This is a genomic window from Mesorhizobium sp. M0185, assembly GCF_040322175.1.
Classification (GTDB): domain Bacteria; phylum Pseudomonadota; class Alphaproteobacteria; order Rhizobiales; family Rhizobiaceae; genus Mesorhizobium.
Genome location: NZ_JAMYSY010000067.1, coordinates 1 through 24,383, shown reverse-complemented (window position 1 = coordinate 24,383; position 24,383 = coordinate 1). Strand labels below are relative to the sequence as shown.

At 61.2% G+C, this 24,383-nt stretch carries 24 protein-coding genes and 3 pseudogenes; 11 read left to right on the top strand and 16 right to left on the bottom strand.

The features are described from left to right. Positions 1-190: 190 nt before the first annotated feature. On the bottom strand, positions 191-487 hold the full coding sequence (gene groES / locus NKJ20_RS30895; RefSeq protein ID WP_352453535.1) for a co-chaperone GroES: 297 nt from the start codon (positions 485-487) through the stop codon (positions 191-193). Positions 488-913: 426 nt separating this feature from the next. Here groES and NKJ20_RS30890 point away from each other — a divergent pair, with 426 nt between their 5' ends. The 3 genes and pseudogenes from NKJ20_RS30890 (at position 914) to NKJ20_RS30880 (ending at position 1,895) form a co-directional block, all read left to right on the top strand. After that, positions 914-1,276, top strand: a complete 363-nt coding sequence (locus NKJ20_RS30890) for a S46 family peptidase (RefSeq protein ID WP_352749272.1) — start codon at positions 914-916, stop codon at positions 1,274-1,276. Positions 1,277-1,310: 34 nt separating this feature from the next. Continuing rightward, complete coding sequence (locus tag NKJ20_RS30885; RefSeq protein ID WP_352749281.1) at positions 1,311-1,637, top strand: S46 family peptidase; 327 nt, start codon at positions 1,311-1,313, stop codon at positions 1,635-1,637. Further along, a pseudogene (locus NKJ20_RS30880) lies at positions 1,531-1,895 on the top strand (S46 family peptidase). The gene NKJ20_RS30885 and the pseudogene NKJ20_RS30880 overlap by 107 nt, the downstream one beginning before the upstream one ends. Positions 1,896-2,451: 556 nt before the next feature. On the opposite strand, the gene NKJ20_RS30875 reads toward NKJ20_RS30880, so the two are convergent. From NKJ20_RS30875 to NKJ20_RS30815, 13 genes and pseudogenes are all read right to left on the bottom strand, one after another. Next, positions 2,452-3,603 (bottom strand): porin, encoded by a 1,152-nt coding sequence (locus NKJ20_RS30875; RefSeq protein WP_352749279.1) that lies wholly within the window; start codon positions 3,601-3,603, stop codon positions 2,452-2,454. Positions 3,604-3,918: 315 nt separating this feature from the next. Then, a complete protein-coding gene (locus NKJ20_RS30870) occupies positions 3,919-4,575 on the bottom strand; it encodes an antitoxin Xre/MbcA/ParS-like domain-containing protein (RefSeq protein ID WP_352596149.1) in 657 nt (218 codons plus the stop codon). 628 nt (positions 4,576-5,203) lie between these two features. Further along, a pseudogene (locus NKJ20_RS30865) lies at positions 5,204-5,431 on the bottom strand (NrtR DNA-binding winged helix domain-containing protein); the annotation flags it as partial. Positions 5,432-5,439: 8 nt separating this feature from the next. Next, positions 5,440-5,772 (bottom strand): annotated as a pseudogene (locus tag NKJ20_RS30860) (aspartate 1-decarboxylase); the annotation flags it as partial. Between the two features lie 60 nt (positions 5,773-5,832). Then, entirely contained in the window at positions 5,833-6,816 is a 984-nt protein-coding gene (gene bioZ / locus NKJ20_RS30855; RefSeq protein ID WP_352749269.1) for a 3-oxopimeloyl-[acyl-carrier-protein] synthase BioZ, read from the bottom strand. Continuing rightward, on the bottom strand, positions 6,813-8,078 hold the full coding sequence (locus tag NKJ20_RS30850) for an adenosylmethionine--8-amino-7-oxononanoate transaminase (protein WP_352749267.1): 1,266 nt from the start codon (positions 8,076-8,078) through the stop codon (positions 6,813-6,815). The genes bioZ and NKJ20_RS30850 overlap by 4 nt, the downstream gene beginning before the upstream one ends. After that, the gene (bioD, locus tag NKJ20_RS30845) at positions 8,078-8,713 is read right to left on the bottom strand and encodes a dethiobiotin synthase (RefSeq protein WP_352749277.1); all 636 of its coding nucleotides are present in this window, start codon (positions 8,711-8,713) and stop codon (positions 8,078-8,080) included. The genes NKJ20_RS30850 and bioD overlap by 1 nt, the downstream gene beginning before the upstream one ends. A gap of 11 nt (positions 8,714-8,724) precedes the next feature. Further along, complete coding sequence (locus tag NKJ20_RS30840; RefSeq protein WP_352749264.1) at positions 8,725-9,864, bottom strand: 8-amino-7-oxononanoate synthase; 1,140 nt, start codon at positions 9,862-9,864, stop codon at positions 8,725-8,727. Further along, a complete protein-coding gene (gene bioB / locus NKJ20_RS30835; protein WP_352749275.1) occupies positions 9,861-10,859 on the bottom strand; it encodes a biotin synthase BioB in 999 nt (332 codons plus the stop codon). The genes NKJ20_RS30840 and bioB overlap by 4 nt, the downstream gene beginning before the upstream one ends. 95 nt (positions 10,860-10,954) lie before the next feature. Continuing rightward, positions 10,955-11,809 carry a carboxylating nicotinate-nucleotide diphosphorylase gene (gene nadC / locus NKJ20_RS30830; protein ID WP_352458523.1) on the bottom strand — a complete coding sequence of 285 codons (855 nt, stop codon included), beginning with the start codon at positions 11,807-11,809 and terminating at the stop codon, positions 10,955-10,957. Beyond that, the gene (locus NKJ20_RS30825) at positions 11,809-13,350 is read right to left on the bottom strand and encodes an L-aspartate oxidase (protein ID WP_352749262.1); all 1,542 of its coding nucleotides are present in this window, start codon (positions 13,348-13,350) and stop codon (positions 11,809-11,811) included. Before NKJ20_RS30825 ends, nadC begins: the two co-directional genes overlap by 1 nt. Then, entirely contained in the window at positions 13,347-14,321 is a 975-nt protein-coding gene (gene nadA, locus NKJ20_RS30820; RefSeq protein ID WP_352610560.1) for a quinolinate synthase NadA, read from the bottom strand. Before nadA ends, NKJ20_RS30825 begins: the two co-directional genes overlap by 4 nt. Positions 14,322-14,387: 66 nt before the next feature. Further along, positions 14,388-15,356 (bottom strand): NUDIX hydrolase, encoded by a 969-nt coding sequence (locus NKJ20_RS30815; RefSeq protein WP_023722073.1) that lies wholly within the window; start codon positions 15,354-15,356, stop codon positions 14,388-14,390. A 173-nt stretch (positions 15,357-15,529) separates the two neighbouring features. Between NKJ20_RS30815 and panB the strand changes: the two genes are divergently transcribed. From panB to NKJ20_RS30785, 6 genes are all read left to right on the top strand, one after another. Further along, positions 15,530-16,390 (top strand): 3-methyl-2-oxobutanoate hydroxymethyltransferase, encoded by an 861-nt coding sequence (gene panB / locus NKJ20_RS30810; protein WP_352458526.1) that lies wholly within the window; start codon positions 15,530-15,532, stop codon positions 16,388-16,390. Next, entirely contained in the window at positions 16,387-17,247 is an 861-nt protein-coding gene (gene panC, locus NKJ20_RS30805) for a pantoate--beta-alanine ligase (RefSeq protein ID WP_352749260.1), read from the top strand. The genes panB and panC overlap by 4 nt, the downstream gene beginning before the upstream one ends. Positions 17,248-17,341: 94 nt before the next feature. Next, positions 17,342-18,067 carry a LuxR family transcriptional regulator gene (locus tag NKJ20_RS30800; protein ID WP_352474702.1) on the top strand — a complete coding sequence of 242 codons (726 nt, stop codon included), beginning with the start codon at positions 17,342-17,344 and terminating at the stop codon, positions 18,065-18,067. Between the two features lie 93 nt (positions 18,068-18,160). Further along, entirely contained in the window at positions 18,161-18,811 is a 651-nt protein-coding gene (locus tag NKJ20_RS30795; protein ID WP_352749258.1) for an acyl-homoserine-lactone synthase, read from the top strand. Then, entirely contained in the window at positions 18,808-19,182 is a 375-nt protein-coding gene (locus NKJ20_RS30790; RefSeq protein ID WP_352572089.1) for a transcriptional regulator domain-containing protein, read from the top strand. Before NKJ20_RS30795 ends, NKJ20_RS30790 begins: the two co-directional genes overlap by 4 nt. A gap of 58 nt (positions 19,183-19,240) precedes the next feature. Beyond that, entirely contained in the window at positions 19,241-19,651 is a 411-nt protein-coding gene (locus NKJ20_RS30785; protein ID WP_352749255.1) for a DUF2285 domain-containing protein, read from the top strand. Positions 19,652-20,015: 364 nt separating this feature from the next. Here the strand turns inward: NKJ20_RS30785 and NKJ20_RS30780 are convergent, their stop codons facing one another. Next, entirely contained in the window at positions 20,016-20,153 is a 138-nt protein-coding gene (locus NKJ20_RS30780; protein WP_352749254.1) for a hypothetical protein, read from the bottom strand. A 298-nt stretch (positions 20,154-20,451) separates the two neighbouring features. Here NKJ20_RS30780 and glmS point away from each other — a divergent pair, with 298 nt between their 5' ends. Both glmS and NKJ20_RS30770 read left to right on the top strand, forming a co-directional pair. Next, the gene (gene glmS / locus NKJ20_RS30775) at positions 20,452-22,275 is read left to right on the top strand and encodes a glutamine--fructose-6-phosphate transaminase (isomerizing) (RefSeq protein ID WP_352749251.1); all 1,824 of its coding nucleotides are present in this window, start codon (positions 20,452-20,454) and stop codon (positions 22,273-22,275) included. A 415-nt stretch (positions 22,276-22,690) separates the two neighbouring features. Beyond that, complete coding sequence (locus tag NKJ20_RS30770) at positions 22,691-22,951, top strand: helix-turn-helix domain-containing protein (RefSeq protein WP_352496595.1); 261 nt, start codon at positions 22,691-22,693, stop codon at positions 22,949-22,951. A gap of 693 nt (positions 22,952-23,644) precedes the next feature. On the opposite strand, the gene NKJ20_RS30765 is transcribed toward NKJ20_RS30770, so the two are convergent. After that, positions 23,645-24,383: IS1380 family transposase (locus NKJ20_RS30765; protein ID WP_352749250.1), on the bottom strand; the 739-nt coding region annotated here is incomplete at its 5' end.

Genomic DNA, 24,383 nt, shown 5'->3' with positions numbered 1-24,383 from the left:
TGTCGATGACGACGTTGCGGCCCTTGGGGCCGAGCGTGACCTTCACCGCGTCGGCGAGGATGTTGACGCCGCGCAGCATGCGCTCACGAGCGTCACGGGAGAATTTTACGTCTTTGGCAGCCATTTTTTACTCCTGGGCATTTCGCCCGAAATTCAGATTGGATGGTGCGGATGAAAGGCGGCGGGCGTGTCAGCCGATGACGCCCATGATGTCCGCTTCCTTCATGATCAGAAGGTCTTCGCCGTTGAGCTTGACTTCGGTGCCCGACCACTTGCCGAACAGGATGCGGTCGCCGGCCTTGACGTCCAGCGGGACGAGCTTGCCGACCTCGTCACGGGCGCCGGAACCGATGGCGATGATCTCGCCTTCCTGCGGCTTTTCCTTAGCCGTATCGGGGATGATGATCCCGCCGGCGGTCTTCGCTTCGGACTCGACGCGGCGAACGACCACGCGGTCATGCAGTGGCCGGAAATTCGACTTTGCCATTTTTGGATTTCCCTGGTGCGGATGTTGAACGGTTCTCCGTTGCCGGAGCGTGGTTAGCACTCACCAGAAGCGAGTGCTAACGCGGCAGTGAGATAGGCCGTAGGCTCCTGCTAGTCAAGACGGAAGAGGGACGGGCGAAGAGCAAACGAGCGTGGAAGCACCGAGCCTTTTACGTGAAAGACGTCGGAGATAGGACATGGATGGGGAGGCTCACCATTTGTAACTGAAGCCTTATTCATTTGGCACGATCGGTGCAGCGGGTGATCCGCAAACGTTGGCGCGCGACAAATATGAGAGGTGAGCGCCATCAGGACTCTTGCGGTTAACGGGTCCACTCGGTCTTACGGTGTTTGGCCGCCGCGCGGGCGCCAGGACTCCGGCCATCCCGATAGTCACCAATCCAATCTGCGGAGAACAGGAGGCAAGATGACAGCGACAGTCAGCATGAACTCGAATTTGAAATGTTTGGCCAAAGCAACTGCCATCGCCTTGCTCTGGACGGTCACGGCTACGTCGGCGGACGAAGGTATGTGGATGCCGGGCCAGACTGCGGAAGTGGGCGCGGCCATGCGCGCGGATGGGCTCCAGATCGATCCCGCCCACCTGGGCCGTCTGGACGCTGACCCGCTCAACGCGATCGTATCACTGGGCGGATGCTCCGCCTCGTTCGTCAGTCCACAAGGGCTGGTCGCAACCAATCATCACTGCGTGTTCGAATCCATCCAATACCACAGCAAGGAGGGCCAGGACTATCTCACAGACGGCTTTCTGGCGAAGAGCCCTGGGTGAAGAATTGCCCGCGGCGCCAGGCAGCCGAATCTATGTGATCGAGGACGTGCGGGATGTGACCGCCGAAATGCTCAAGGGCGTCTCGGACAAGCTGAATGAGTTTGCCCGCTATGAGCGGCTCGCCACGAACCGCAAGGCCCTGATCGCCGCATGTGAAGGACAGCCCAATTGCCGCTGCGACGTAGGGGCCTATTATGGCGGCGCCTCCTACTATCTCCAGCAGAAGCTCGAAATCGAGGACGTGCGCCTTGTCTATGCGCCCGCGCTCGGCATGGGTAACCTTCGGCGGCGAAACGGACAATTGGATGTGGCCGCGCCACACAGGCGACTTCGGCTTTTATCGCGCCTATGTCGCTCCTGATGGTTCCTCCCGGCCATATGCGCGCGACAATGTGCCTTACCGGCCGAAGAGTTGGCTACTGTAGCCTGTGAAGGCGTCAAGGAAGGCGACCTTGTGATGGTCGCCGGCTTTCCCGGCGCAACCCACCAGTTCCTGACGGCGGATGAAGTCCGGTTCAACTTCGCGCAATTCGAACCGCGGTTGCAGCGTTCGCTCTCGGATTATGCCGCCCAGATCAACCAGGCAACGGCATGCAATCGCGAGGCGCAGATCCATTGACCGCCCGCTTCACAAATGGCTCGGCCTAAAACGCATGGGAAAAGCAGAAAAGGCAACAGATCGGCACCAGAATGAATATGGCCGCGCGAACTGACAGACGCGCCAACGATCGGCATCTCGCATGGTCGGTGGCACTGGACGTGGCGCCCCACCCTGCTGGCGTGACTCCCCATCAGGTCGTCGGGGTTTCGCTGGCGAAAAAAACTTCCGCGTGTCTCTGCGCGATTCATCCCGCTTGCGCGTGCCTAGTCAACCAAAAAACTGACCATCTGCAGGATCAGGATCAGCAAAAAAAGCCAAAGGCAGACGCCAAAACAGCTGCCTGCAGGACGATGCGTTGTTTCTTACCCACAATTCCCCCGGGAGAGAGTCTGATGATAACCCTTAAAAAAAGGGCGCCCGGGAACAGGGCGCCCTTCTCATCGACGAAATGCTCGGATTGGAGGTCCGTGATCAAGCAATTCGCCGAAAACCTCTACAAGCCTCACCACAATGGTTCGGCCGCAAATTAGGCTCGCAGTTAGCGCTCCGAACGCGGCAACGGGCTCTTCAATCCTCAGAACGAGCGCTGGAAGCGGAGCAGACCGCCGACGCTGTTCTTCTTGTCGGCATTGGTCCAGTTAGAGAAGTCCACATCCCCGAACTTGCCAGCGTGGAGATAGTCGACTTCGGCCGTGATCGTCAGACCAGGAACGATATCGTAGGCGACATTGGCGGCAATGCCGAGGTTCTTCCACTCGTCATACGCCGCCTGAAGGTTGAAAGAGGTCTTCTCGTTGAACTTGTAGGTGCCGCCGCCCCAGACGGCCCAGTTGCCACCCCACTGCTTGTAGAAGCCGCGACCGCCGGCAGGAATAGCGTAGGTCCCATCGGTTAGGTTGTCGTCGGTCCCATAGCCAGCCATAATGAACAGCGACAGTTCGTTGGTGGCGTTCACATCCAAGCGGACCTTGCCGGCTACCTCTTCGTAGTTGCTGTCGTAGGCGATCACGCCGGTGATGGCGCCCCAGCCCTGCGTGTACTTCACGCCGCCGACAAGATGCGGAACGTAGCTGTCGATCGTGCCGACGACGCCAGAACCCTCTTCGAGCGATACCACGGCGGAGAAGCCATTGCCGGCGTCGAAGTAGTACTGCACGACGTTGGTGTCGAAATCGCCGTAGGGAACGAGCGTATCGTTGAGGACGTTGCCGGCATAGCCGATAAACGTATCGAAGGCCGATTCGTCCTTGCCGACGCGAAGGCCACCGAGTTGGATCCAGGCGAAGTTCAGTGTGATGCCCCTGTTGAAGGCATAGTTCTGGGGACTGTCGGGACCCGAATAGGCGTTGCGGTTACCGAAATTGAATTTGGTCTCGGTGTATGTCTTCAAAGTACCGAGTTCGGTTTCCTGGCCGGTCCAAGTCCTTAGGTCAAAGCGGGCGTTCTTGCGCCAGGTGCCCTGGTCGCTGCCGTCTTGGACGTCGTGGGTCCGCGCCCCGTCGTAGGAGCCAACGTCGCCAGCGCTGATGTCGTAACGGACATAGCCGCCGATGCGCAGGCAGGTTTCGGTGCCGGGGATGTAGAAGTAGCCCGAGCCGTACACGTCGCAGATCTTGACGTATTCAGCCGGTTCCGGCTCGGCGACGGTCACCGCGTCGGCGGCGCGGGCGCCGGAAACTGCGATCAGAGCCGCAGCTGAGCCGAGAAGAAGGCTCTTGATGTTCATAATTGATCTCCATTCAATGATTTGAAAAGGGCGAGGACGTCGATGGACGAACCGCTCCCTGTCCCCACGATCGAAAAAGATGCGCATCGCGATGCATCCTTCCCGGCTCGAACGCTATTCGCTGAGCGAATTAGTGCAAGTTCAAATTCCGTCTGCCAACCATATATAGAAGTATCCGTTGCATTATTGCCACTAAATCTATTGTATTACTTGCACAAATTGAACAGCTATACATTTGCACAAATCGCACAATTGGTACATCTGCTTGTGCGCACTTACATAATGCGCGGACAGCCATCGGCATCCGGCCAATTGTCAGATAGATTCAATCAGAGAAACAGCCTGGGCGGCGGATGTAACAACTTCTGTGTTCATACCTTCTCTGAGCAATTCGATAGGGACGCGACCCTTGAGAAGAGGCGAGGGGCTGATCAGCCACAGCCAAGCCAGTCTGGGATCGGAGATCGAGGAAAGGACCTGCCTGATTCCGGGCATAGGCCTGCCGTCGATGAATTGAGCTAGGGGAAATACATGCTTACGGGAGCCTCTCCGAAAGGCAACCACATCATTGTGTTGCTGCCACCAATACAAAGTGGACCGCGGTATTCCAAAACGTCTCTCGAGATGCGTCGACCCCGCAACTGGACCGGCCCATTCTGCAATGCGCGCGCCTTCTCTCGGGCAATCTTTCAGAACCGGATGCCCGAGCGGATGATCGGCTGCCCGTGGTCGCGAAGCGATCTCACCCGCCTGGGCGTTTAGCCGTCGCGCTGCTTCGGCCTCGAGCCTACCAAGAAATTCGGCGGCCACGACGGTCAATTCGTTGGAAGGAGAACCAGAAGGCGCAACAGCAGCCTTGTCACCCTGCTTCGCCTCATCGCATTGAGCAAGAATGCGCTGCACCTCCCTCATGACAAAGCTTGAAAGCTCGGTCTGGCGCTTTTCATCCCCAAGATCACTCGACGCGGACATATCTGGCTTTCCCAATAGCATTCCCTCAGCAAGCCTCCGAAAGAGCGTTGAAGACATGAAGTTGGGGGGACGGCGATGTGTTGCGTTTTCGTATGCGCGCAACCTAGCAGCCGTCTTGCGGCTTCAACTTTTGCCTCTCAATAAAAAAGGGAAGAACATCAATTGACGACCGTCTTGCCCCCCCCCACGATCGAAACAGACGCACATCGCAGTGCACGCTTCACAGTGGGACGCTATCCGCGATGCTCATTTGTGCAAGTTTAAAGTTTAGCTTGCCAGCTTTATATGATTAGACGTTTCTTTTATGCAACACTTTTCCATTGTTACTTGCACAAATCGAACGTATCGCACATTTGGACGAACTGTACATTCGACGGCGACTTTGACGCACGTGTTTACTGGCGGTATACAGCCTTCACCGTTGCCGCAAGGCATTGGCCCACTCGCGCGGCACCTCCTTCACGACAAAGGTTGAAAGCCCGTCCTCGGGCGTTTCATTTCCAAGATCACTTCGATCCACTCATACGGGCTTCCCGAGCGAGACCGTAGGTTCGGACGGTGCGAATGAATTTCTCGTTATAATCGAATTGATTATAAGGGTATATTTCTACGTTGAGTATAAAGGATGTCAAGCCCGCGCCAGCGGCAATTTTGTCCGGGCGACCGCCGTTTCGTCGAGGACATGGTGGCGGAAGCGATAAAGCTTCGCCGGCCGGCCGCCGGTATCAAAAGCACTTTCGCCGGTCTCCTCCACCAGTTCCTGCTGCTCCATCAACCGGCGAAAGTTCTGCTGAAGCGCCCCTGCCGATGTAATCGTCAACGCCGTCCGCGTCAGCGTATTGCCATCGGCGAGAAGCCGACGACATTGTTGATGACGAACGTAACGACCCGCGGCTTCAGCGAGGTGATATGCGCTTCGTCAAGGTAGATGGAGTTGCAGACAATGATCTGGTCGTCTGGCTGGCAGGTGGGGGCGGCCGCTCCGTTGAGGATGCAGCATCGCGAGCCGCGTTTGCCCAGAATGACATAGGTCGAAATCCGCGCGCCGGAAGTCTTGCTCCATGTCTCCACGAATCCATTGGCAAGGATCCCGGCTTCTTCGCAGTGGTCAGGGTCGAGCGTTATCGAACCGTGGTAGTTGAGGTTTGCTTCGGTGACGTGGATGCCGTGCAGCTTGCCGGCGACTATTTTTCGCATTGGTCCCGTTGTCCTATTCATCTCACGGAGCCAGTCCTGATGTTGAGCAGCTTCGCTATGCTAAATCCCGACGACGAGCGCCCCGCCGCTGAGTCCCGCACCTGCCGCCGCCAGGAGTATTTTCTCGCCCGGCCGAAACGGCTCCGCTTGATTGGCGAGTGACAGTGAGAGCGGGATCGTCGCGGCGGAAGAGTTGCCATATTCGGCGATCGTTTTGACGATCAGGTGATCGGCAACGCCGAGGTTTCGTCCGACCGCATCGAAAATGCGAGCATTGGCCTGATGCGGCACGAACCGGTCGACATCCTGTGGTCGCACTCCGGCAGCGGCTAGCGCGCTTATCGAGCAATCGGTCATCATCTCGACGGCTTTGGCGAATACTTCGCGGCCGTCGGTTATCGTCATTCGCGTTTGCGCGAGGTCGAGGTCACCGTGGAACGGCTTGTTGCTTCCTCCTGCGGGAATCTGGATCAGCCCGTATCGCGAGCCGTCCGAATCCACGGAGGCACCGAGAATCCCCCGATCAGTATCCTCGCACGGACCGATCACGAGGGCGCCGGCGGCATCGGCAAACAGCACGGCGCTGGCGCGCTCAGAGGGATTGATGCGGCGGCTGAGGATATTGGCGGCGATAACAAGGCTCGCTTTGCCGTGCAGGCGGGTGAACCCGTCCGCAAACATCAGCGCATAGATGAAGCCGGCGCAGGCGCCGGTGAGATCGATCGCGCCGGCGCGGCCGAGCCCCAGCCGATGTGCGACCAGGGGCGCGCTGGGCGGCAGGAGGTGATCGGGCGTCGAGGTGGCAAGCAGCAGCAGACCGATGTCGTGGCGCGCAATGCCGGCGCTGGCCAGCGCCATGGCGCCGGCCTGGGCAGCAAGACCAGACAGCGTGTCTTCGTCCGTTGCCCAGAAGCGCGACCGGATTCCAGTACGCCGCTCGATCCAGCCCGGTTCGAGGCCGAGATTGTTCTCGATTTCGGCATTCGCCACCTTTCGCCCAGGCGCATGATGGCCAAACCCGAGAAGGCGCGACGACCTGCTCATGGCCTCGAACCGAAACGTTCGCCGGTCTCCTCGATGGCGTCATGGAGCCGATCGAGCTCGTCGCCGGTGATGCAATAGGGCGGCAGGAGATAAAGGACATTGCCGAGCGGGCGCACAAGCAGCCCACGGTCGAGGAAGAACGCGCGCAGCTTAGGTCCAATCTCGGCCAGATAGCCGGCAGAGCCGGCGCGCAGGTCGAGAGCCAGGATCGTGCCGATCGCCCGGCTGTCGGTGAAGTTGGCATTGTCGCGAAAGCGCCGAAGGCCGGCGGCCTGCCTCGCGCTCAGGGTGGCAATCCGCTCGGCCACCGGCTCGTCACGCCAGATCTCGACATTGGCGAGTGCTGCCGCGCAGGCAATCGGATTGGCCGTGTAGGAACTCGAGTGGAAAAACGTATTCTTGCGATCCGCCGAATAATGAGCGTGGAAGATGGCATCCGTGGCAAGCGTGGCGGCCAGCGGGATTGCGCCACCGGTCAGGCCCTTCGAGGTGCACAGCATGTCCGGAGAGATGTTCGCCTGCTCGCAGGCGAACATGGTTCCGGTACGCCCCCACCCGGTCATCACCTCGTCGGCGATCAGCAGCGTGCCCGAGGCCTCAGTGATCCTCTTCAATTCGGACAGAACCGATGCCGGATACATCAGCATGCCGCCGGCGCCAAGCACCAGCGGTTCGACGATCAGCGCGGCGGCGCGCCGGTCGCGGCTGATGGCCTCGAAACGATCCAGCGTTTCCTGTTCGCGCCCGGCGGCAGGGAAGGGAATGGTGTCGACCTCGAACAGCAAGGGTTCGTAGGCGGCGTTGAACACACCGCGGGCACCGACGCTCATGGTGCCAATGGTGTCGCCATGATAGCTGTGCTCCATGACCACGATGCGCGAGCGCGGCGCGCCGATGTTGCGGAAATAGCCGAGCGCCATCTTCAGCGCGACTTCGACGGCGGTCGAGCCGCTGTCGGAATAGAACACCCGGTCGAGGCCGGCGGGAGCGAGGCCGACAAGCGCCTTGGCCAGGCGTTCGGCCGGCTCGTGCGTGAAACCTGCGAAGATGATCTGGTCGAGGCTCGAGGCGGTCGTCTCGATCGCCTTCATAATGCGGGGATGGCGGTGGCCATGTGTAACGACCCACCAGGAGGAAATGGCGTCCAGAATGCGCGCGCCATTGGCTTTGTGGAGATAGGCGCCTTCCGTCAGGACGATTTCAGGGATCGCCGGCTCGAGCGCGTGCTGGGTGAAGGGATGCCACACACGGGATTGCGACATCATTCGTCTCCGGCAATCAAAGCGAGGTCGAAGCCGGCAATCATCGCTTGTCTCAGCGTTTTGTCCGTCAGCGGATCGAGGTGCGGCAGCCTGCCGAGTTGCGGCACGTCGCCGAATTCCACGATCGTCCGTTGCGTATCGGTCATCTCATCGCCGATGAAGGCGATGCCAGCCAGCGGGATAGCGCGCGCCCGCAGGGCCTCGATCGACAGTAGGGTGTGATTGATTGTTCCGAGCGCGGTGCGGGCGCACAGAATGACCGGCAACTGCCATTGCTCGAATATGTCGATGAACCTTGTCCGGCGGTTCAGCGGCACCATCAGCCCGCCGGCGCCCTCGATGACCAGCGGCGTCGGCAGGACGGGAAACGAAAGATCGGCAGCCTCGATCGAAACGTCGTCGATTTCGGCCGAACGATGCGGCGAAAGCGGGCTCTTCAAGCGGTAGGCTTCCGGCAGCACGCGCCCCGACGGCAGCCCGGCAAGTCGCGCAACCGCCTCGCTGTCGGTCTCGCCGTCGAGGCCCGATTGCACCGGCTTCCAGTAGAAACCGTCAAGCAGGCCGGCAAGCCCGGCCGAAAACACCGTCTTGCCAATTCCGGTGTCTGTTCCGGTGATGACGATGCGCTTGGCCATGTCGCCTCTGGTCATGTCTGGGCCAACACCTCGACGAGCGCCTCGACCATGGCGGAAATGTCGGCTTCGCCGATATTGAGCGTCAGTGAGATGCGCAGCCGCGACGTGCCCTCGGGCACGGTCGGCGGACGAATGCCGCGTATGTCGAAGCCGCGGCCCTGCAGGCGCGCCGCCACTGCCATGGTGCGGCTGACGTCGCCGATGACAACTGGCTGGATCTGCGAGCCGCTTGGTATCACGCCGCAGCGATCGGCCAGTTGGCGGCCTGCGAGGGCAACGCGTTCATGCAGCTGAACACGGCGCATAGGCTCGTCGGCGAGCATTGCGAGCGCTTCGCGGGCCGCGACCGCCATCAGCGGCGATGGCGCGGTGGCGTAGATGAATGGCCGGCAACGGTTGATCAGATACTCGCACAGTGTCCTCGGCCCGGTCACGAGCCCACCACATGCGCCGAGCGCCTTGCCGCAGGTGTGGAGCGCGACGATGTTGTCGCGGCCCTCGAAAGCGGCGGCCAGCCCCCGGCCGTCCGGTCCCCAGACGCCGGTGGCATGCGCCTCGTCAACGATGATGAATGCGTTGTGCCGATCGGCAAGCGCGGCCAGGCTCTTCAAAGGCGCGCGGTCGCCATCCATGCTGTATAGGCTTTCGACCACGATCCACACGCGCCCCATGCCGCCTTCGGCGCGCCAACGCGTGATCGCATCCTCGACAGCGTTGGCGTCGTTGTGCGCGGCCAGCACGAACTGTGCACGTCCGGCCTGTGCCCCCTCATGCATGCTGGCATGGGCGAGTTCGTCGAGGATCAAAAGGTCGCCCTTCTGCGGCAGCGCCGTCAGCAGAGCGAAGTTGGCGATGTAGCCGCTGCCGAAGAACAGCGCGCGGTCGGCTCCAAAGAATGCCGCCGCGTCTGCCTCGAGCTGCTCGTGTTCCGGTGCATTGCCGCGCAACAGCCGCGACCCGGTGGCGCCAACCGGCGTGCCCCGCGCAATCGCCGCCGCAACCGCTTCGCCAAGTCTTTTGGAGGCGGCAAGCCCGAGATAGTCGTTCGACGAGAAGTCGAGCCCGGCGCGCGGCTTCAGCGTCCGCAGCCGGTCCTTGCGCGCCAGTCCCTGCAAGGTCGCGTCATAGCGGGCAAGCGTTGCCCCGTTCATTGCGCCTCGAATTCCATCGGCTCGATGCCGAGGCGCCGGAAGAGCAATGTATCCTTGTCCTCACCGGGATTGTCCGCCGTCAGCAGCGTGTCGCCGACGAAGATCGAGTTGGCGCCGGCAAAAAAGCACAGTGCCTGCATCTCGTCGGTCATGGCGGTGCGGCCGGCCGAAAGTCGGACATGCGATTTCGGCATCATGATGCGCGCCAGCGCGATCACGCGCACGAATTCGATCGGCTCGATGGGCTTGGCGTCGGCAAGCGGGGTGCCGGCGATCGGGATCAGCATGTTGATCGGAACGCTTTGCGGATGTTCCGGCAGGTTGGCCAGCGTCACCAGCATGCCGATCCGGTCCACCGGCTCCTCGCCCATGCCGACAATGCCGCCGCAGCAGACCTTGATGCCGGATTGGCGAACGTGCTCGAGCGTCTCGAGCCGCTCGGCAACGCTCCGCGTGCTGATGATCTCGCTATAGTAGCGTTCCGACGTATCGATGTTGTGGTTGTAGTAGTCGAGGCCCGCCTGTTTCAGACGAGAGGCTTGCTCAAGATCGAGCATGCCGAGCGTCATGCAGGTCTCCATACCGAGCGCCTTGACGCCTTCGACCATGGCCACTACCGCATCCATGTCGCGCGCTTTGGGGTTTCGCCAGGCCGCACCCATGCAATAGCGGGTGGCGCCCGCGTCACGCGCCTTGGTCGCCTCGGCGACGACGCGCCGGACCTCCATCAGCTTCGACGCCTTCAGGCCGGTCTCGTGATGCGCCGACTGGCTACAATAGCCGCAATCCTCCGGGCATCCGCCCGTCTTGATGCTGAGCAGCCGGCTGAGCTGGACCTTGTTGGGATCGAAATTCTGGCGGTGCACGGTTTGCGCGAGGAAGAGGAGATTGTTGAAGGGGGCATCGTGAAGTGCCCGAGCCTTTTCCAGGGTCCACGCTCCAGGGTCAGGGGATTGAGCCTGTGGCGATGTCTGCGTTGGACTGGCTGTTTGCATGTCCATGCTGTTCCTCCGGTTCTGCCTTGCTTTGCTGTCTGATTGATGACGATCGGAAAGGACAGTTGATTCGATCCTGTCCGTTCCTCAGGCAATCATGAGCCCCAATAGTCGAGGCCGATATCCAGGATCGGCGCGCTGTGGGTCAGTCGGCCGACCGAAATCAGATCAACGCCGGTCGCGGCAATCGCTCGCGCTGTATCGGATGCGATCCCGCCAGAAGCCTCGGTGATAGCACGGCCGCCAACGATTGCGACGGCGCGGCGAAGATCGGCGAGGGACATGTTGTCGAGCAGAACCGCATCGGGAGCGAAGCCAAGTACCTCCTCCAACTGGGCCAGCGTATCGACCTCGACTTCGATCTTGACGAGATGACCGGCCCGTCTTCGTGCTCGCTCGAGCGCCGGGCGAACGCCGCCTGCGATGGCGATGTGGTTGTCCTTGATCAGAATTGCGTCGTCGAGGCCGAAGCGGTGATTGGATCCGCCCCCTGCGCGCACGGCATATTTTTCGACTGCCCGCAATCCGGGCGTCGTCTTGCGCGTGCAGACGATCTTCGCGCCATATCCACGAACCGCAGCGACGATCGATGCCGTTGCTGTAGCGATGCCGCTCAGATGGCACAAAAAATTGAGTGCCGTCCGTTCGGCTGTGAGAATGGCCCGGGCAGGGCCAACCACTGATGCAATGACCTCTCCATCCATGACATTGCAGCCGTCTGCCCGCTCCACCGAAATTTCGACATCAGGATCAATCAAGCGGAAAGCGAGCATCGCCAGATCGAGGCCGGCGACAACTCCGGACTGGCGCGCCGCCAGCACGGTTCCCGCTTGGTGTGCCTTCGGCACGATGGCCTCCGTGGTCAAGTCGCCGGCTCTGCCAAGGTCTTCAAGAAGAGCTGCCCTTACAAGCGGCTCAAGCATGACCGTGGGAAGCGGTGAGAGCGTCATCACTTTGCCCCTTCGAGGCTTGGCGAGTGTCCGAGTTCCCGCGCAGCGGCCAAGGCGGCTTCGAGGGTGATTTCGGACCGTCGGGCGACAGTCGCATGATGAGGAAAGTCTGTCCGGTAATGAGCGCCGCGGCTTTCTTCGCGCAACAGGGCGGCAACCGCGATCATTAGCCCGACAGCCGCCGGATCCGAGGCCGCGTCCTTGCTTTCGGCGAGCGGCAACAAGGCATATGCGGCTGCTTTCAAACCTTCACCATCCCGGACGATGCCGAGTGCGCGCGACAGGAAAACACGCACGGGTGTCGGCGCGGGCGATGGGTAAACGTCCGCAAACGCAGGCTTTGTTCTGGGAGCAGGCGTTCCGGCGACACTTTCAGCGACCCAGCGCGCGCACACGACGGCCTCGGTCAAGGAATTGCTGGCGAGCCTGTTGGCGCCATGCAGTCCTGTCGAAGCGACTTCGCCGCAGGCCCACAGCCCCTTGACGGAGGTCCTACCGGAGCCGTCCACGGCAACGCCACCCATGTGGTAGTGTTGGGCCGGACGAATGGGGATGAGATCGCGCGCGGGATTGATGCCGGCTCCACGACAGGCTGATGCGATTGTCGGGAAGTGTCGAGCAAATTCCGGGCCAGGCCGTTGCCGCGCGTCGAGAAAAACACGGTGGCCGTTGGCAAGATGGTTCCAGACGGCGCGCGCCAAGACATCACGAGGCGCAAGTTCCGCCCCTGACACGCTCTGGAGAAAAGCCTGGCCGGTTTCGTCGATCAGGGCAGCACCTTCGCCGCGGACGGCCTCGCTGACCAGCGCCATAGGGCGTTCCGGGCCGTCAAGCGCGGTCGGGTGGAACTGGATGAACTCGAGGTCGGCAAGGACAGCTCCAGCGCGGGCCGCAAGCGCCAGGCCCTGTCCGCAACTGCCCGAAGGATTGGTGGTGTCGAGAAACAGTCCCCCGATCCCACCGGTGGCGAGGACGACCCGCCGTGAGCCGAAGAAGACAGGTCCTATCGAACCGCTCGCCCAGACGCCTCGGATCGCATTCTCTCGCACCGCCAGTCGGCGCGCTTCCACGCCCTCCACGACAACAATCGACGGAGTGGAACGCACAGCCGCGATCAGGGCACGCATGATCTCACGCCCGGTGCCGTCACCATGCGCATGAACGATGCGACGTCGGCTGTGTGCGGCCTCCAATCCGAGGCACAGTGATCCTTTCGACGTACGGTCGAAGGGAACCCCAAAGCCCGCAAGCCCCTCTATCGCCTTGGGCGCAGCTTGGAGGATGCGGCTCGCCACGTCTGTGTCGCAGAGACCATCCCCGGCGGCAAGCGTATCGGCCAGGTGCAGTTCCGGATCGTCGTCTTCGCCGAAACTTGCAGCCAGACCACCCTGTGCCCACGTGCTCGAATTGTCAGCTCCCAGCAGCGTCCTGGACAGAAGCAGCACCGGCTCCGGCGCCAGTTGAAGCGCGGTCATCAGTCCGGCGATGCCGCCGCCGATGATGATCGGCCGCCCGAAGATGCTGCGGACATCGGCGCTCAAATTGCCAGCATCCGTTCGACCGCAAGCCGCGCGCGCCCGGCGATCCCGGGTTCGATGGTTACGATATGGTGGTTCTGCTCGAGCGCCATGCGGATGTTGGCAAGCGTGATCCGCTTCATGTGCGGGCACAAATTGCAGGGCCGGATGAACTCGACCTCTGGGTGCGCTAACGCGACGTTGTCGCTCATCGAACATTCCGTCATCAGCACGACACGTGCCGGCCTTTGCCTTTCGACATAGTCGGACATGGCAGCGGTCGAGCCGGAAAAATCTGCTTCAGCCACGACGTCGGGCGGGCATTCGGGATGCGCGAGCACGATCACGCCGGGATGGCTTTCGCGCAACTCGCGGATGTCGGCCGGTGTAAAGCGCTCATGCACCTCGCAATGCCCTTTCCAGGCGATGATCTGCACATCGGTCTGGGCGGCGATATTCTGGGCCAGATATTCGTCCGGCAACATGATCACCTGGGGAACGCCAAGGGATTGGACGACCGCCTTGGCGTTGCCGGATGTACAGCAGATATCCGACTCGGCTTTCACTTCGGCCGACGTGTTGACATAAGTGATGATCGGCACGCCGGGATAACGCTGGCGCATCAAGCGCACGTCTTCTGCCGTGATCGATTCCGCCAACGAACAGCCTGCCCGCAGGTCGGGAATGAGCACCGTCTTTTGCGGATTGAGCAGCTTGGCCGTTTCGGCCATGAAATGTACGCCGGCCAGCACGATGACTTGCGCCTCGATCGTCGCAGCCGTGCGGGCCAGTGCCAAGCTGTCGCCGACGATGTCGGCCACGCAATGGAAGATCTCGGGGGTCTGATAGTTGTGCGCCAGGATGATGGCGTTGCGCTCGCGCTTCAGTGCAAGGATCGCCTCGATATCCTCGACGAAAGCCGGCCATTCGATCGGCGGGATCACTCGTCGGACGCGCTCGTAGAGAAACGCGGTCGCAGGCAGCACGGCGCTCATCGACCCCTCCAGCTTATACTCTAGTTGAAAATAACCAGCATATACTTGCTGTGAGTATAAGCGATGTCAACCCCGCGCCAGCGGCAATTTTGTCCCGGCGATGACCCTCTCGTCGAGAACGGCGTGGCGGAACCGGTAAAGCTTCGCTGGCCGGCCGCCGGTCTCCGCGGTTGCCTCTCCGGTCTCTTCGACCAGCTCCTGCTGCTCGATCAGCCGGCGAAAGTTCGGCTTACGCACGAGCCTGCCGGCAAGCGCCTCCACGGTTCGCTGCAGCTGCAAAAGCGTGAAGACCGGCGGCATCAGCTCAAAGACGACCGGCCGGTATTTGATCTTGGAGCGCAGCCGCGCAATGCCGGTCGCCACGATGCGGCGATGATCGGCGACCATAGACTTGCTGGGCACCAGCGGAGGCAGCGTCGCGTCCCGTCCGCTTCCGGCCTCTTGGACCAGGCCTGCTTCGTAGACTAACTCATAGCGTTGAAGCGTGAGTTCCTCGTTCCAAAGGCGGTCGTCGAAGCCGAAGGCTATCGTCGCCCGCTGCCAGCGTTCACGTCGCGTGGCCGCGTCGCTGACGCCGTCTGCCCATTCAATCAGGCGCGGTCGCAGAACGTCCAGCACGACCGGAGGCGTGCCGGAGCGGTGGTCCTCCCATGGAAAATATTCATACCAGCTCTGCCAGCCGCACTTGGGCGAGCCAGCTGCCTGTTCCTTGCGGGTCAATGCGAGATAGCTGATGGAGATGACGCGCTGCTGGCGCTCGGCGCCGATGCGATCCCGATCCGCGAAGGTGTAGAGTTGCTCAATATACCCCAGCGGATGGCCGGTCTGCTGCTCGACCCACCCCCTCAAACCGGATTGCAGCGATCGGTGCTCAAGCGCAAATGGTCCGGAGGGAAGGGTGTCCGCCTGGCCGATGGTGAGCACACAGGGTTCACTGTCGTTTACGGCGACGACAAAGGCGATCAGGTCCACTTTGACTTCGTCGGCCTTGACGGCGGCTCTGTCTTTCCTGGGTCCTTTTGCCTGATCGTCCATGTTCGCGAAAGTGGTTGGCCAGCTCGGGGGCGCCTGAATCGATTTAAGTGTAAGCGCGCCTGTCCGCACGTCAACACCGCACAGCTGCACGGCCATTTTTAGCTCTTCGCACTTGCACAAAAATGTGGCAAACGCGACACCCGCGGTTGGTAACGTTGGGGAAGGAGGGTCCATTGAGTGCGTTTGGTGACACCAAGGCGATCACACCGCCGGATATTCGTTCGCGCAAAGGTGGGACGCCGCTCGTCTGCCTTACCGCCTACACGACGCCAGTCGCCCGGCTTGTCGATCCCCATTGCGATGTGGTGCTGGTCGGCGACAGCGTCGGCATGGTTCTCCACGGCCTGCCCTCGACGCTCGGTGTGACGCTGGAGATGATGATCACGCACGGCCAGGCCGTGCGCCGTGGCCTCGAGCAGGCGCTGATGGTCGTCGACCTGCCGTTCGGTTCCTTCGAGGAAAGCCCCGAGCAGGCTTTCCGCAATGCCGCGCGCGTCATGGCCGAGACCGGCTGCGCGGCCGTCAAGCTCGAAGGCGGCGAAACGATGGCAGAGACGATCGGCTTCCTCGCCGCGCGCGGCGTGCCGGTCATGGCCCATGTCGGCTTGACGCCGCAGGCGATCAACACCATCGGTGGCTACCGCGTGCAGGGCAGAGGCGGGGATGCCGAGCGCATCAGGCGCGACGCGCTTGCGGTGAGCGAAGCGGGCGCCTTTGCGGTCGTGCTGGAGAAGGTTCCCGAGGCGCTCGCCCGCCGGATCACCGGGGAGGTGGCGACCCCGACCATTGGCATCGGTGCCTCGGCCGCCTGTGACGGCCAGATTCTCGTCGTCGACGACATGCTGGGCCTCTTCGGCGACTTCCGGCCCAAATTCGTCAAGCGCTATGCTGAACTGGGGGAGGCTGCTGCGGCTGCGATCGCGGCCTATGCGCGGGAAGTGAAGGAGCGCCAGTTTCCGGCCGCCGAGCACGTGTTTGCCGATGCGCCCAAGCCCGCCGACGGGGACGCCACCAAGAGCGGAGAAGCAGCGTGAGCGTGCCGATTGTCAGGAGCGTTGCCCAGCTTCGCCAAATCGTCGCCGCATGGCGCCGCGAGGGCCTGAGGATTGCCGTCGTGCCAACGATGGGCGTCCTCCATGAGGGCCATCTCAGCCTGGTGCGCGCGGCACTCGTGAAGGCCGACCGGGTGATCGTGACGCTCTTCGTCAACCCGAAGCAATTCAACAGCCAGGCCGATCTCGCCGCGTATCCGAGCACCGAGGACGAGGATGCCGCCAAGCTGGCACCGCTTGGCGCGCACCTGCTTTATGCGCCGGACGCAGAGGAGATGTATCCGGCGGCCTTCGCCACGACCGTTTCGGTGTCCGGTGTCAGCGAGGGCCTGTGCGGTGCCTTCCGGCCGGGACATTTCGATGGCGTGGCGACCGTCGTCGCCAAGCTCTTCCTGCAGACCAGCGCTGACTTCGGCTTCTTTGGCGAAAAGGACTTTCAGCAGCTTCAGCTAGTCAGGCGTATGGCCCGGGACCTGGATATTCCAATCACCATTGTTCCTTGTCCGACAGTCCGCGAAGCCGACGGTCTTGCACTATCATCGCGCAATGTCCGGCTCTCGCAAGCAGAGCGTGCTGTTGCCCCCGAGCTATCATCGGTCTTGCTCGAGACGGCTGAGCGGCTTGCCCGCGGCTCGCCCGTCCTGCCAACGCTTGCCGAAGCGCGCGCAGCAATTCTGGCTGCGGGCTATCGCGAGGTCGAATACCTGGAACTTCGCGACGAGGCAGATCTGCGACCCATGACAAGCCTTGACCGACCTGCACGCTTGCTTGTCGGGGCCTGGCTCGGCGGCACACGGCTCATAGACAACGTCAGAATATCACGGGTTTCAACAGATTAACGGGGTTCTCGGCACGCGCTGTATCCGTCCGGGATCGTTTAAAACAAGGTCTCTGCCTGGCATCGAGCGATCACGGAGGTTACGCAAAGCGCAAATGCATCGCGTGTTTGAGAACTTCGTCGAGCAACTGTCTGCAAGTGTTGATGCTGCCGATCTCCGTGAGGCAATGGCATCCGCTGCAGCCGGCTTCGATTTTCCGCTATTCGCCTATTTCACTTACCCGTCGGCCCCCGGCGACGCCCCGCAATTGATCTCAAACTATCCTTCATCCTGGACATCACGTTATCTGCAACAGCGGTACCACAGTCTTGATCCGGTCATCCTGCGCGGGCTGCAAGGCTGGGATACCTTCGATTGGGGTGTGGATCGCGCTCGGCACTGTCTGCCGAATTCGCAGCAACAAATTCTGGAGAGTGCGGCGGAGTTTGGCATCCGCGGCGGCCTGACGATATCCATGCATGATCATCGCGGCCGGTTTGCTGCCCTGACCTTTGCTTCCGACGAGTCCCGCCCGCCTCTGTTGCGGTCACTGACACGTTACGAAAAAGCATTGCAGCTGGTGGCCATCAACTTTCATATCCATGTCCGGCGCAGGCTCGCCGACGATCGCGTGGTGGATGGTGTAACGCTCACCCCGCGGGAGTTCGAGTGCCTGAAATGGGCGGCGCGCGGCAAGTCGGCTTGGGTTATCAGCCAGCTTCTCGGCGTCTCAAAGCGCACCGTGACCTTTCATCTGGAAAACGCCAAGGCAAAGCTTGGCGTTCGGACGATCAACCAGGCCGTTGCACGACTGGCTGCCTCCGGCCAGGCGAGATCCTGATTCGTCGGCCACGATAGCTGTAAACCTCTACAGGCTGCATCGCTGCCGGCTTTGCCCTTCGATGGCGGGAACACATCCCGCACGGAGGCGACCATGATGCAGCTGATAACACCAGACCTTTACGACGAGTTCGCAAGCGAGCTCAAAGAGATGCACGGGCTCAGGTTTCGGGTGTTCAAGGAAAGGCTCGATTGGGAAGTTGATACCGAAGACCAGATGGAAACAGACCCGTTTGATGGTCTGAAGCCTGTCTATCTGCTCCTCAAGGGATCCGACTGGCGAATTCGCGGTTGCGTGCGTCTTTTGCCCAGCACCGGACCCACAATGTTGCGCGACACGTTCCCGGTGCTGCTGGGTGCTGACGTCGTGCCCTCGACTGCCGACATATGGGAGAGCAGTCGTTTCGCGCTCGATCTTCCTCCGTCGGCGCCCAAGGCAGCGGGCGGACTGGCCCAGGCAACCTACGAGCTCTTCGCGGGCATGATCGAGTTCGGCTTGGCCAAGGATCTGACCCGGATAGTAACGGTGACGGACACGCGCATGGAACGGATCCTTCGCCTCGCGACGTGGCCATTGTCGCGCATCGGACAACCCAAGTCCGTCGGCAAAACGGAGGCGGTGGCCGGGTTTCTCGAGATTTCCCGCGCGAGCCTTTTGCGCATCCGCAGCAGGGGACGTCTGAGCGGACCGGTACTGTGGCAACCGGTTCTAGGCCCGTCGGCATTGTGGACACCTGAGCCGTGAAGGATGCTGGTCTGCCCAAGGAAGCGACGGTCGGTCTTGAATGCTGGCCGGACTGGCGTCGTCACGAAGCTTACCACTACGCCAGACGATTGCCGCGCACTGCCTGGGCCTGGGAGTTTCTTCGGCGCAATCCACAATTCCAGCGCGACCACGCCAAAATGGCACCGTCCGCCTGCATTGTCGGAGCCCAGGCCGACATGAAGATAATCGAGTTGACGACAGGATCATCTTTCCTAAGACAATGGAGCCTCCTTTTTCGCGGACGCGCCACAGTCGGACGCTACGTCGGCAAGGGTCTTTTGGGATCCGCGCGACTGCGCCCGTATCCTACGAGCGGCCGCGGAGCCGGTTGGGCTCGACCACGATTTTGAACCGCTTGATCTCTCTTCGCTCTCATGCTGCAAGGACATCCTGCTGACACCTGCCGGCGTGCAGCACGTGCTGCTGAGGGAGGACTGCCGGAGTCTGCAGATCGCCCTTTCCGGTGCATCCGTTCTCCGCCCGTTGCGGCTATATGTCGACGCGATCGTGCAGCCGCAGCACCTGAAGTTCCATGTCGCTGCCCTTCAGTTCCTGAACGACATCAATGGTTGCGGCCGCCTGGCAGCTGCTTGCTTTCCGCCGGAACCCCGCGGAGCGCGTCTGCGTATCGTGCTCCAGGCTTTGGATGGCTCGCTTGCGGGAGCATCTCATCAGGAGATCGCCATTGCCGTGTTCGGGAGACGCCGTGTCGAAGAAGATTGGTCTCATCCAGGTAGCCATCTTCGCGATCAGGTGCGTCGCGCCATCCAACGTGGCCGCTACCTGATGGGCGGCGGCTATAGACAGTTCCTGATGTAATTCGGGTGACAGCTTGGTGATTGTCTTATTCGAAAACGCGCAGGCATCAATCTCCATTTCTCACTGCTATTGTGCCTTGTACAAGACGTGACACGCGCCTAGTTCTTCCGCAGCGGGAATCGGGTTTGAGTAATACGGACGAAGCACTGAGAACCAACGTTTTCGTGATAGTGCATTCATGCCCCGAGAATCCTGATGACGTTACGAACCCCGACAAAGCCGGCGCTGACTGAAACGGTCGCTGAACGTGCTCTGTGGCCTGTGCCGCCTGACTCTCGGTTTCGGCCATGCCGACCAACAGCGTATTGACAGGCCATCGCGGGCTAAACTCTACCGGCGAAAGCCGCGTCAACAGCGGCAGGCATTAAACTTGATCGGCGGCGACGATGATTATGATCAACGTGACGAACACGTGAATCATGCCGACGGCGCCGACGCTGCCGATGATGATGATGCCGATCATGCGTCGCTGATGCTGCCTAACTACAGTGCTTGTGATCATGCCGATCACCGCGTGATCACGAGCGGCGGCGCTTCGTGTCAGGTGCGTAGCCGGGATGGTCGCGCATGGCCGATTGTTCCTTCGTGCCGCGGGGTGTGGGCTTGCGTTCGGTCATGAGGGCGTCAGGCGCAACGAGAAGTTTAGATCAGGGGCTCATCCATGGGGTGGATGATAGTTATCCCTACAATCAATTGTACCAATATTACCGAATACTACTACAAGATCCCCCAATGAAAGCGGCCGGATGGGTATCCGTCTCGCGTAGGCTGAAGCTGCCGGCAAGAATGGGAAGACGAACATGTGCGGGATTGTTGGCATCGTTGGGCAACAGCCGGTGTCGGATCGGTTGGTCGACGCATTGAAGCGTTTGGAATATCGCGGCTATGATTCCGCCGGCGTTGCGACGATCACCGAAGGTGCCTTGCACCGCCGGCGCGCCGAGGGCAAGCTCGTCAATCTCGAGAGGAGACTGAAGGAAGAGCCGCTGAGCGGCAACATCGGCATCGGCCACACGCGTTGGGCAACCCATGGGGCCTCGACGGAACGCAATGCGCACCCGCACTTTACCGACGGTGTCGCCGTCGTCCATAACGGGATCATCGAGAATTTCACCGAGCTGAAGGACGAATTGGCGGCGGCTGGCGCCGAGTTCCAGACTGACACCGACACCGAGGTCGTCGCGCATCTCTTGGCAAGACACCGCCGGGAGGGCATGAGGCGGCAAGAGGCGATGCGTGCCATGCTGAAACGCGTCAGGGGCGCCTATGCGCTTGCCGTCCTCTTCGAAGATGATCCGTCGACCATCATGGCGGCGCGCAACGGACCACCGCTGGCGATCGGTCACGGCGACGGCGAGATGTTCCTGGGCTCCGACGCGATCGCGCTCGCTCCCTTCACCAATGAAATTACCTATCTCATCGAGGGCGACTGGGCCGTTGTCGGCAATTCGGGCGCCCATATCTTCGATTTCGACGGCCATCCCGTCGAGCGTCCGCGCCATACCTCCACGGCCGCGGCCGATCTGGCCAACAAGGGCACTCATCGCCACTTCATGGAGAAGGAAATCTACGAGCAGCCCGAAGTCATCGCCCATGCTCTCCGTCACTATAGCAACATCATAGAGAATCGCGCCGACACGGTTTCTGGCATCGATTTCGCCAGGATCCCGAGCTTGGCGATCTCGGCCTGCGGGACCGCCTATCTCGCCGGACTGATCGGAAAATACTGGTTCGAGCGCTTTGCGCGCCTGACGGTTGAAATCGACGTTGCGTCCGAATTCCGTTACCGCGAGATCCCGTTGTCGCCGCAGTCCGCGGCTCTTTTCATTTCGCAGTCCGGCGAAACCGCTGATACGCTCGCATCGTTGAGGTACTGCAAGGAGCGTGGGCTGAAAATTGGCGCTATCGTCAATGCCTGCGAATCGACCATCGCTCGGGAGGCCGATGCGGTCTTCCCGATCCTTGCCGGACCGGAGATTGGCGTCGCCTCCACCAAGGCGTTTACCTGCCAGCTTGCGGTTCTAGCCGCACTCGCCATCGGCGCCGCCAGAGCCCGCGGGACCGTAACCGAAGACGAGCTGCAGGCGCTCGTCAGGAGCCTCGCCGAAGTGCCGCGCGTCATGGGCCAGGTACTCAACAGCATCCAGCCGGAGATCGAGTTCCTGTCGCGCGAACTGTCAAAGTGTCGTGACGTCCTGTATCTCGGCCGTGGCACCAGTTTCCCGCTAGCGATGGAAGGTGCGCTGAAGCTCAAGGAGATTTCCTACATCCATGCCGAGGGCTATGCGGCGGGTGAATTGAAGCACGGTCCGATCGCATTGATCGACGACAACATGCCAGTGATCGTCATCGCGCCCCATGATCGCTTTTTCGACAAGACCGTCTCCAACATGCAGGAAGTGGCTGCCCGTGGAGGGCGGATTATCCTCATCACCGATGAAAAAGGGGCAGCCGCATCGAAACTCAACACCATGCACACGCTCGTGTTGCCGGCTGTCGACGAGATTATCGCGCCGATGATCTTCTCGCTGCCGATACAGCTTCTTGCCTACCACACGGCGCTCTTCATGGGCACAGACGTAGACCAGCCGCGCAATCTCGCAAAATCGGTCACGGTCGAGTGATTGTGAACCTTTATAGGTAGCGATGCTTGTCCATCTTCGCTGCATCGGCGGTGGAAATTGGTCGAAGGTATCAGCGTCCGCGAGGCTGGGTGGACGGTGCCGCGAATAGCCACTGGAGGCGTCAGTGAGAGTTCGAGTTGCTGTTCAAGAAAGCCATCGGGGAGAATGAGTCGTGTAGGATCGCAGGTCGAATGCGCTACAGCCGATCAGGCCATCTCATGGCGGGCAGGTTCTTAGAACTTGATCAAAAGCAGGTGAGCCGCCATATTCCGACCCGGCTGCCAATTTCAAGTGGCCCATTCCATGGATGAGGCCGGTCCGGCCGAATGGACGTCCATTTTTTTGATTTGCTGGGTGTGCGCCAGGGTCGGGGAGGAAATCTCCCGATTTGTCAGGCGCTCCCATCTTCTTGGAGATGTTTATGAAGGATTCGCGCATTCCCGAGCCAGTCTTGACGGCTATGTCGCAGGGGACCCACATCATCCGCGCTTATCGTGAGCACCTTGGGTATTCAATCGAGGACCTCGCGGTCGCGTGCGGGCTTGCCGCTCAGGAAATCCAAAACATCGAGCGGGGTCTAAAGTACAATAAGGGCTATCGGAATCGGATAGCGAGATCGCTGTCCATACCTGTGGGAATTCTTGAGGCAGAGTCGGACATATCGGACGCCGCCTGATCAGTCGGATAATCTGCAATGGGTGGAAGACCGTTCTTGTGATGTGACGTTTGCGGCTGATAGTCGTCGCTTGATTCCGTTGGACGCGAATGCCTTCTGGCGCAGTACCGCCAAGAGAATTCTCGTCCACTGTCCGAGTCAGGAACTGCACACGGGCTCGCCGAACAGGAAGTTGGAACGCTTCGTCATGCTGTCTTAGGCGATATAGCCGCCCGGAGTGCTGCGACACGTGCACGATAGCATTGGCTCGCGAGGATGGATTGCTAACGGCGAACCCATGCTGGTCGGCAAGGCGATATTGGCTGGAGCATCAACTCGGCCGACGAGAGTGGCCCCCCATCCTAGGCAGGATCGGCCGACATGGCCGGCATCGCGAGCCGCTCTGAAAAGAGCACAGCGGGCATCCAGACGCTGCCGGGTTGACTATTGGTGTCGGAACCGCAAAAAGGGGCCGCTCTTCATGAGTGGCGTGCGCCGGCAGTCTAACCCCAAGCCCCCCGCCAGGCTGCCGGCGCGCTTCTAGCCGCCTTGATGCACACGATAAGCTTTTGACGGCCTGAAGCGACGTTGTGGTCGCCGTTGCGGTGCTTTTCCACGCGCCTCGTCAGGCGCCGGGATTGCTCCGTCGTGATGTCAGGCGGGGGTTTGCAGGTTGCGGTCGACGGGTTCGTTTCGGGGCGTCTGCCCCCATCGTTATGTCGCGAGTTGGGGGATGCGATCGAGGACGATGCGCAGGATGCGCTGGTCGGGGCACGATGTCGGCAGGTGCAGGCGGATTTGCGATTTCATCTCGACCACCCGCGCAGCGATTTTGATGAGGCGCAATCGCAGCGTGTCGAATTGGGCGACGGCAAAGCTCGAGCGCCTCGGCATCGCGGCCCGCAAGCCCCACATCAACCAGTAAGCACCGGCATGCAGGAATAGCCGGAACTGGTTGGCCGTCGCTCTGGTGCAGGATGTGCGGTCGGCGGCAAGATGCGTCTTCCACGACTTGATGTGGTTCTCGGCCGCGCCGCGCCGGCAGTAGACATCCTCGTAGAGCGCCTTGGCCTTCCCACCGGCAAGGTTGGTGACCACGAAGCGGATATCGCCACCTTGGGCGCCGGCCTCGACCCGCGCGATGATGCGCTCGACGCGGCTCCAACTAGCGGCGCCGTCAACGAACTCCTTGAACCTGCGGACCTTGCCTGTCTTGGCCGACGCTTCGAAGCGCGCCGTCGTGCTGGCCTCCAGATCCGCGACATGCTTGCGCAGGGTCGTGGTGGGCGCGAGGCCAAAGATGAAGTCGACGTCGTTGGCGCGGCACCAGTCGATGACCTGCGGGTTGCAATAATGGCTATCGCCGCGGAGCAGGATTCGAATGTTCGGCCAGTTGATCCGGATCGCCCGCACCAGACGGCGCAGGTGGGGGCGGATCTCAGCCCCACTCGGC

What these genes read in the sequence shown, in the direction of transcription:
- groES (WP_352453535.1), bottom strand. Translation starts at nt 487, where the DNA reads ATGGCAAAGTCGAATTTCCGGCCACTGCATGACCGCGTGGTCGTTCGC.
- NKJ20_RS30890 (WP_352749272.1), top strand. Translation starts at nt 914, where the DNA reads ATGACAGCGACAGTCAGCATGAACTCGAATTTGAAATGTTTGGCCAAA.
- NKJ20_RS30875 (WP_352749279.1), bottom strand. Translation starts at nt 3,603, where the DNA reads ATGAACATCAAGAGCCTTCTTCTCGGCTCAGCTGCGGCTCTGATCGCA.
- NKJ20_RS30870 (WP_352596149.1), bottom strand. Translation starts at nt 4,575, where the DNA reads ATGTCCGCGTCGAGTGATCTTGGGGATGAAAAGCGCCAGACCGAGCTT.
- bioZ (WP_352749269.1), bottom strand. Translation starts at nt 6,816, where the DNA reads ATGAGCAGGTCGTCGCGCCTTCTCGGGTTTGGCCATCATGCGCCTGGG.
- NKJ20_RS30850 (WP_352749267.1), bottom strand. Translation starts at nt 8,078, where the DNA reads ATGTCGCAATCCCGTGTGTGGCATCCCTTCACCCAGCACGCGCTCGAG.
- bioD (WP_352749277.1), bottom strand. Translation starts at nt 8,713, where the DNA reads ATGGCCAAGCGCATCGTCATCACCGGAACAGACACCGGAATTGGCAAG.
- NKJ20_RS30840 (WP_352749264.1), bottom strand. Translation starts at nt 9,864, where the DNA reads ATGAACGGGGCAACGCTTGCCCGCTATGACGCGACCTTGCAGGGACTG.
- bioB (WP_352749275.1), bottom strand. Translation starts at nt 10,859, where the DNA reads ATGCAAACAGCCAGTCCAACGCAGACATCGCCACAGGCTCAATCCCCT.
- nadC (WP_352458523.1), bottom strand. Translation starts at nt 11,809, where the DNA reads ATGACGCTCTCACCGCTTCCCACGGTCATGCTTGAGCCGCTTGTAAGG.
- nadA (WP_352610560.1), bottom strand. Translation starts at nt 14,321, where the DNA reads ATGAGCGCCGTGCTGCCTGCGACCGCGTTTCTCTACGAGCGCGTCCGA.
- NKJ20_RS30815 (WP_023722073.1), bottom strand. Translation starts at nt 15,356, where the DNA reads ATGGACGATCAGGCAAAAGGACCCAGGAAAGACAGAGCCGCCGTCAAG.
- NKJ20_RS30800 (WP_352474702.1), top strand. Translation starts at nt 17,342, where the DNA reads ATGCATCGCGTGTTTGAGAACTTCGTCGAGCAACTGTCTGCAAGTGTT.
- NKJ20_RS30795 (WP_352749258.1), top strand. Translation starts at nt 18,161, where the DNA reads ATGATGCAGCTGATAACACCAGACCTTTACGACGAGTTCGCAAGCGAG.
- NKJ20_RS30780 (WP_352749254.1), bottom strand. Translation starts at nt 20,153, where the DNA reads ATGATCACAAGCACTGTAGTTAGGCAGCATCAGCGACGCATGATCGGC.
- glmS (WP_352749251.1), top strand. Translation starts at nt 20,452, where the DNA reads ATGTGCGGGATTGTTGGCATCGTTGGGCAACAGCCGGTGTCGGATCGG.
- NKJ20_RS30770 (WP_352496595.1), top strand. Translation starts at nt 22,691, where the DNA reads ATGTTTATGAAGGATTCGCGCATTCCCGAGCCAGTCTTGACGGCTATG.